The organism is Streptomyces sp. NPDC025618, from assembly GCF_055558795.1.
The window spans coordinates 1-7299 of sequence record NZ_JBVHLW010000085.1 but is presented as its reverse complement, the minus strand read 5'-3'; the positions used below and the strand labels follow the sequence as shown (position 1 = coordinate 7299).

7 protein-coding genes and 1 pseudogene are annotated in these 7299 nt (G+C 73.5%); 5 read left to right on the top strand and 3 right to left on the bottom strand.

Annotated elements, in window-relative coordinates; all coding sequences use genetic code 11:
- The first annotated feature begins 273 nt into the window (after positions 1-273).
- From ACZ4A5_RS31440 to ACZ4A5_RS31430, 3 genes are all read left to right on the top strand, one after another.
- Entirely contained in the window at positions 274-1755 is a 1482-nt protein-coding gene (locus ACZ4A5_RS31440; RefSeq protein WP_467591753.1) for an alkaline phosphatase family protein, read from the top strand.
- Between the two features lie 133 nt (positions 1756-1888).
- Complete coding sequence (locus ACZ4A5_RS31435) at positions 1889-2545, top strand: HemK2/MTQ2 family protein methyltransferase (RefSeq protein WP_467591751.1); 657 nt, start codon at positions 1889-1891, stop codon at positions 2543-2545.
- Positions 2526-2807, top strand: a complete 282-nt coding sequence (locus ACZ4A5_RS31430; protein WP_467591748.1) for a CDGSH iron-sulfur domain-containing protein — start codon at positions 2526-2528, stop codon at positions 2805-2807. The genes ACZ4A5_RS31435 and ACZ4A5_RS31430 overlap by 20 nt, the downstream gene beginning before the upstream one ends.
- Here the strand turns inward: ACZ4A5_RS31430 and ACZ4A5_RS31425 are convergent.
- The 3 genes from ACZ4A5_RS31425 to ACZ4A5_RS31415 form a co-directional block, all read right to left on the bottom strand.
- Positions 2787-3770, bottom strand: coding sequence for an iron-containing redox enzyme family protein (locus ACZ4A5_RS31425; protein ID WP_467591745.1), 984 nt, complete (start codon positions 3768-3770; stop codon positions 2787-2789). The genes ACZ4A5_RS31430 and ACZ4A5_RS31425 overlap by 21 nt on opposite strands.
- Before the next feature lie 50 nt (positions 3771-3820).
- Positions 3821-4405, bottom strand: coding sequence for an L-histidine N(alpha)-methyltransferase (locus ACZ4A5_RS31420; protein WP_467591742.1), 585 nt, complete (start codon positions 4403-4405; stop codon positions 3821-3823).
- Between the two features lie 111 nt (positions 4406-4516).
- On the bottom strand, positions 4517-4750 hold the full coding sequence (locus tag ACZ4A5_RS31415) for a DUF5133 domain-containing protein (RefSeq protein WP_467591739.1): 234 nt from the start codon (positions 4748-4750) through the stop codon (positions 4517-4519).
- 187 nt (positions 4751-4937) lie between these two features.
- On the opposite strand from ACZ4A5_RS31415, the pseudogene ACZ4A5_RS31410 reads away from it, so the two are divergent.
- Positions 4938-6607, top strand: a pseudogene (locus ACZ4A5_RS31410) (bifunctional 3'-5' exonuclease/DNA polymerase).
- Positions 6608-6682: 75 nt separating this feature from the next.
- Positions 6683-7183 (top strand): FBP domain-containing protein, encoded by a 501-nt coding sequence (locus ACZ4A5_RS31405; protein WP_467591737.1) that lies wholly within the window; start codon positions 6683-6685, stop codon positions 7181-7183.
- Positions 7184-7299: the final 116 nt, after the last annotated feature.

Genomic DNA, 7299 nt, shown 5'->3' with positions numbered 1-7299 from the left:
CCCCCCCCCCCCCCCCCCCCCCCCCCCCCCCCCCCCCCCCCCCCCCCCCCCCCCCCCCCCCCCCCCCCCCCCCCCCCCCCCCCCCCCCCCCGCCCTTTCCGCGCACTGCGACGGAAAGATCTCGCGCCCGGGAATGCCGGGGCCGCAACGTCACCCGCCCGTTGCCCCAACCACCTTGCGAGCACGCGCGGAACGCGCCATACGATGCCCATGCGGCGGAGTCGGATCCGCCACTTCTGTGTACACGCCCTCCACGCTCCGAGGAGTGAGGCAATGCACGAAGATCCGGTCCACGGCATCTCCCGGCGCGGCGTCCTGAGAACCGCGGCTTCGGCGACGGCCGGTGCGGCGGGGCTGTCCGCACTGCCCACGTCGATGCGCAAGGCCCTCGCGGCGCCCGACAGCGCCTTGCGCTCGCTCGACCAGATCGAGCACGTCATCTTCCTGATGCAGGAGAACCGGTCGTTCGACCACTACTTCGGCACGCTCGACGGAGTCCGCGGCTTCGACGACCCCGACGCCGTCACCCTGCCCTCCGGGCGCCCGGTGTTCTATCAGCCGGACCCGGAGCACCCCGACGGCTATCTCCTGCCGTTCCACAACGACACCACGACGACCAACTCGGCACGCGCCTACGGCACCAGCCACTCATGGCAGTCGCAGCACCTGTCCTGGAACGGCGGCCGGATGGACAACTGGGTGCCCACGCACCGCGCCGCGGACGGCCCGGTCAAGGGCCCGTTCACGATGGGCTATCACACCCGCGACGACCTGCCGTTCCACTTCGCGCTCGCCGACGCCTTCACCGTCTGCGACCACTACTTCTCCTCGGTGCTCGGGCCGACCCACCCCAACCGGGTCATGGCGATCAGCGGCACCATCGACCCGGAGGGCACGCGCGGCGGCCCGGTCGTGGACAACCACTCCACGGGGTTCCGGTGGACCACCTACCCGGAGCGGCTCCAGGCGGCCGGCGTCAGCTGGCGCTACTGCACCGCCTATCCGCCCGACACCGACCTCGGCTGGTTCAAGGCGTTCCAAGACGCCCGGCCGGGCGATCCCCTGTACGACAACGCGATGGTGCCCTACTCGCCGTCCCAGGTGGCCGACCTCGTCCTCGGCGACCGGCTGCCATCGGTCACCTGGCTGGACGCCCAGTACCTGCCGTCGGTCTACGGGCTCCCGGAGGCGTCCGAGGAGCCCGACAACTTCCCCGCGGCCGGCGCTCTGTACATGCACACCGTCCTGGACGCGCTGGGTTCGCGCCCCGACGTATGGGCCAGGACCGTCTTCGTCATCAACTACGACGAGAACGACGGCCGCTTCGACCACGTGCCCCCGCCCACCGCGCCGGAGGGGACACCCGGGGAATGGGTCACCGCCTCCCCGCTGCCGGACGGCGCCTCGGGCATCGCCGGGCCCGTCGGGCTGGGCTTCCGCGTGCCCGCGCTGGTGATCTCACCATGGAGCCGCGGAGGCCGGGTGTGCGGTGAGGTCTTCGACCACACCTCCACACTGCGATTCCTGGAGCGGCGGTTCGGCGTGCGCGAACCCAACATCAGCCCCTGGCGCCGCAGGACCGTGGGAGACCTGACGGCGGCGCTGCGCCTCGGCCGGCACGACCGCTCCTTCCCCCGGCTTCCCGACCCGGCACCGCTCTACGCCCGGGAACAGCGGGAGGCGGCCACCCTCCCGCCTCCGACCGTCCCGACCGTCCAGTCCGTGCCGCACCAGGAGTCCGGTTCCGCACCCTGAGTGGTCCTCTTCGACATGGCCCGGATTCGTTACGGCCCGGATTCGTCACAGCCGGATTCATCGCGGCCCGGACTCGTCACAACCCGGACCGAGGCAGCGTTTCGCCGGGCCGCGAAGGGATACCCGGGGGTACATGTGGCTGATCAAACCTCCTGGTGTCTACGAGCCCCAGGAGGACACCGCACTCCTGGAGGAATCCCTCCGGCGGGAGAGCCGGCCTCCCGGCCTGCACGTCCTGGACGTGGGGACCGGGACCGGCGTACTCGCGCTCGCCGCCTCCCGCGCGGGCGCGTCGCGGGTGGTGGCCATCGACATCTCACGCCGCGCCGTCCTCGCCGCCCGGGTGAACGCGGCACTGTCCCGCCGCCGCGTCCACGTCCGGCGCGGCGACCTGTTGGCCCCGGTCGCGGGGCAGCTCTTCGACCTGGTGCTGGCCAATCCGCCCTACGTGCCCTCGCATCGCGTGGAGCCGCCCGCCCGGGGTGCGGCCCGCGCGTGGGACGCGGGTCGCGACGGCCGCGTCCTGCTGGACCGCCTGTGCGCGGGCGTGCCCGCCCTGTTGCGGCCGGGCGGCGTGTTCCTGCTCGTGCACTCCACGCTGAGCGACCCGGAGACCACCCTGCGCCTGCTGGCGGACGCGGGGCTGGCCGCCGAGATCACCGAGCGCAGGCTCGTCCCCTTCGGCCCGGTGCTGCGCTCCCGGGCCGACTGGCTCAGGGCGCGCGGAATCCTGCGACCCCCTCAGGACAAGGAGGAGCTGGTGGTGATCCGTGCCCGACACCCGGCCTGACCCCGGGACCGCCCCGCGGGAAGGCACCGCGCGGCGGGTGTCCCGGGAGCCCGGGGGCCCGTTCCTCATCGAGGGTCCCGTGGAGGTGGTGCTGGAGGACGGCACCGTCGTACGGTCGGACCGCCCCGTGGTCGCGCTGTGCGCTTGCCGGCGGAGCCGGCTCTTCCCCTGGTGCGACACCAGCCACCGCGCCCGCGGTCGCCCCGGCCCCGGCGCGCGCCGCCACTCCCCCGCTGAGGAGTCACAGCGGGAGGCGCAGTGAGGACTCCCCCTCCCGCCAGGCGCTGAGCAGCGAGGCGCCGAGACGCTCCTCCAGCCACTCGGTGGCCGCGATGCCGAACGCGATGTCCGCCGCCAGCTCCGGTTCCCGGCACAGGAGGTCGGCGATGACCTCCCGGCGCACCAGTTGTTCGTGCACGGCGTCGGCTTCCACGTGCTCGGCGTAGAAGTGCGCCGCCGCCGGGCCCGCGCCCAGCCGTTCCATCGCCTTCACCAGCCGCCGGGCGCCCGGCGGCGAGGTGATCTCGACGGTCGCGAAGTGCCCGACGAGGCTGCCGCGCAGCGCGCGGTGCAGCCCGAACAGCGAGATGACGTTGACTGTCGCGAGCGTGGCCGCCGGGGCGTGGCCGAGGTAGCGCCCGTAGGCGTCGTCGAGCCCGAGGTCCCTCATGAGGTCGGCGTACAGCTGCGCGTGCACCCGCTCGGCACGGCCCGCGCCGAATTCGTCGTACTCGACGGCGACGAAGGCGGCCTTGGCCCGGCCGGTCAGCCGGGGGATCGCCCAGGCGTGCGGATCGGCTTCCTTGAGCTGGTAGAGCGAGCGGTGCGCGGCGTATTCCCGCAGGTGCCACAACTCCCCCTCGTCCTGGAGGAAGTGCGAGGGGCCCGTGCCGTCCGCCGGTTCCACCAACAGCCCCTCCAGCGCGGTGGCCACATCACCGGCGACCGGGACGTCGGCGCGCAGCCGGTCGAGGAAGCGCCGCTCCAGCGCGGCGCGCAGGCGCAGCAGTTCCGGGTCCCATTCCCAGCTGTCCGGGGCGCCGTCGAAGCCCCGGTAGTGGAGCTCGTAGCAGACATAGAGGGCCAGGTGGAGGTCGTCGCCGTACGGGTCGGCGGCCTCCGTCGCCTCCGGGCCGGGCAGCGTTCTGTGTCCTTGTCGCGGCTCGTGCTTCAGCGCGTCGAGCAGCGCCGCGGACAACTCGCCGCGTGCGAGGGGCCGTTCCACCGGTGATCGCCTGCCTTCCTTCGTCCGGCGGGATCCATGCGCTGTCCGCCTCAGCTGAGCAGCAGGGCCGCGTACTGGAATTCCTCCTCCACCCAGTGCCGTCGGCACAGAAACCCGAAGGACTCCAGCTGCTCGGGTGGCGTCAGGCAGCCGAAGGTGCTGCCGGGCAGCGCCATGAGGCACCCAGTTCCGCGGCCCTTGAGCCACGGGAGCGCGGTGGCGAAATCACCGTGCACGATCGTGAGGCGGGCGGCCTCCCGCATCGGCCGCACGCTCACGTCGATCCCCGTGTACGCGCGGAGCGGCCCACCGGTTTCCATGGCGGCCGGCGGGATCTCCGGCTTCTCCGCGCTGCCGACCCCGAGGTGCACGAGTTCGCCGGCGCCCGACAGCCGCACCATGTCAGCACCGTGGTCCCGCAGCACCCTGCGTTCCGCGCGGGGCGGGCAGTACGCGGGCAGGCGGCTGATCTCCTCGAAGAGGCGGGATCCGGCCGCGTCGTACCCATAGCGATGGGGGATCCGCCGGGGGCTCTCGGCGAGGCCCGCCCGCGGTTCGTCCTCCCCGCCACCGGAACGGCGGTCCGGGCCGAGGACGATCTCGGCGGCGCCGGCCGCGGCGCTCTCTGGGCTCATCCGCCGCTCCTGGAGATGGGACCGGTCCCCGTTCCTTCCTACCACCGCCCGGTCGGCGCCGCCGTGCGGGAGAGGCATACGGTCCGGCGGCCGCAGGAGGAGCGACATGCGTCAGCCCGCGGTGGCCACGCTGTCGTCCTCGACGCGGGCGCCCGGCAGGCGATGGCGTGCGGCGATCAGAGCCGCGTCGATGTCGCGCGTGCCGGTCGAGACGCACAACGTATAGACGACGTCGGCCATCTTCTGCCGTATGGCCGGGTCCGCGTCGCCTGTCACCAGAGCCTGTTCGAGCGCTGTGTACCGCTGCACGAGGTCGTCCAGAACAGCGGGGTGGGCGAGCAACATGGACTTCTCCTCTGTTGAAGACACACACGCGATGTCGACCCGTCGCCTGCCCGCCATTCCGTGCCGCATGCACGCCCCCGCCTCGCCCGCGCCCTGGGGCGCGGCCTGTCAGAGGCCGGCGGCGCGGCGGCGGGGCCGGGCATCGTCGCAGGCAGGCGATGTCAGACCCCGGTGCGACACTTCGGGCGTGAGATGGGCAGTGGCTGAGGAGACAGGCGGCGAGGGCGTACGGCTCTGCCCTCTCGACGGCGCCGGGCGGCCCGCCGGGCCGGTGGTGACCGAGCGGAGCCTGGCCGACGCCGTACGGGCGCGGCCGGAGGCCGACCGGTGGGTGTGGCGGTCCACCGCGCGCTCGTACGGCCCGCTGCTCGCGGCCGGTGCGCGCGTCGAGCGGTGCTACGACGTCGAGGCCGCCGAGAGTCTGCTGATCGGCCATGAGGAAGGGCAGTCGGGCCAGCCGCGTTCACTGGCCGCGGCGTGGGCACGGCTGCGGCGGCTGCCGGTGCCGGCCGATCCCCCGGTGCAGGCGGCGGAGACCCAGCCGTCGCTGTTCGCACCGGGACCGGTGCCGCTGCCGCCCGGGGTCGACGAGCTGGACGCGCTGCTGGAGGTCTACGCGGATCAACTGGCGCGTACGGAGCGCACCGGGCACCCGGGGCGGATGCGGCTGCTGATCGCCGCCGAGTCGGCCGGCACGCTGGTCGCGGCCGAGCTGCGGCGGACCGGGGTGCCGTGGCGCGCCGACGTGCACCGCGAGCTGCTCGACGAGCTGCTGGGCGAGCGCTACCCGGGCGGCCAGGAGACGCGGAGGCTGGCCGAACTGGCACAGGAGGTGTCGGAGGCGTTCGGGGAGCCCGTGCGGCCCGATCTGCCCGCCGACATCGTCAGGGCCTTCACCCGCGCGGGCTTCGCCCTGTCGTCCACGCGGGCGTGGGAGCTGCGGCGGGTCGACCATCCGGCCGTCCCGGCCCTGCTGGAGTACAAGAAGCTCTACCGCCTGCACACGGCCCACGGCTGGTCGTGGCTGCAGTCCTGGGTCCACGACGGGCGCTTCCGCCCCGAGTATCTGCCCGGTGGCGCGGTCTCGGGCCGGTGGACCACCAACGGCGGCGGGGCCCTGCAGATCCCCCGGGTGGTCCGGCGCGCGGTGATCGCGGATCCCGGGTGGCGGCTGGTCGTGGCCGACGCCGACCAGCTGGAACCCCGCGTACTGGCGGCGATCTCCCGTGACCCGGGGCTGATGGACGTCGCGGGCAGCGGCCGCGACTGTACGCCGACCTGGCCGAGCGCGCCTTCTCCGGCGACCGTGAGCGCGCCAAGCTGGCGATGCTCGGAGCGATATACGGCCAGACCTCCGGGGACGGCCTGAAGCACATGGCCGATCTGCGCCGCCGTTTTCCCCGGGCCGTGGCGTACGTGGACGACGCCGCACGCGCGGGGGAGGAAGGCCGGCTGGTGCGGACGTGGCTGGGCCGGACCTGCCCTCCCGCGTCCACCGCCGTCGACGACGAGGCGGGGATCCCCCAGGAGGAGGCGCCCGCGCCCCGCGGCAGCACGGCGAGCGCCCGGGCGCGGGGCCGCTTCACCCGCAACTTCGTCGTCCAGGGCAGCGCCGCCGACTGGGCGCTGATCGTCCTCGCCACCTTGCGGCAGGCGCTCGACGGGCTCCGCGCCGAGCTCGTGTTCTTCCAGCACGACGAGGTGATCGTGCACTGCCCGCAGGAGGAGGCGGAGGCGGTCGCGGACGCCATCCGGGCGGCCGGGAACCGGGCGGGGTGCCTGGCTTTCGGTGACACTCCCACACGGTTCCCGTTCACCACGGCCGTGGTGGAGTGCTGCGCGGAAGCCAAGGGATAGCGGAGGCCCGGCAGGGGCGCGACCCGCGGAATATTCATGCGACGCGCCGCCGAGCCGATGTTAGTTTCATCCATCATGGAACCACTCACCGAAGAGGACATTCGCGCCTCTTTCGTCAACTGCTCGAAGGGCGAGGCCCGCAGGATCAGCGTCCCCCGGGATCTGGCCGAACGCGATTGGGCCGATCTCGACTTCCTCGGCTGGCGCGACCCGGGCGCCCCGGACCGCGGCTACCTGGTCGCCGAGCGGGACGGCAAGCTGGTGGGCGTCACCCTGCGGGCCCCGCAGGGCGTCCGCCGCAGCTTCACCAAGACGAATATCTGCACCATATGCACAACCGGCCACCCCGGCACGGGCGTTGCCCTCCTCGCCGCACCGAAGGTCGGCGCTTCCGGCCGGCAGGGAAACACGGTCGGCGCGTACCTCTGCGCGGACCTCGCCTGCTCGCTCTACGTCCGCGGGAAGAAGAAGACCGGACTGGGGCTGCGCTACGAGGAATCGCTCACGCTGGAGGAGCAGATCGAGCGGCTGCACGTCAATCTGGACGACTTCCTGGAGAAGGTCGGCGCGGCCTGACGCACCGGGGGCGGGGGGGGGGGGGGGGGGGGGAGGGGGGAGGGGGGGGGGGGGGGGCGGCGGGGGGGGGGGGGGGGGGGGGGGGGGGGGGGGGAGAGGATGGCGATAAAGCGGCG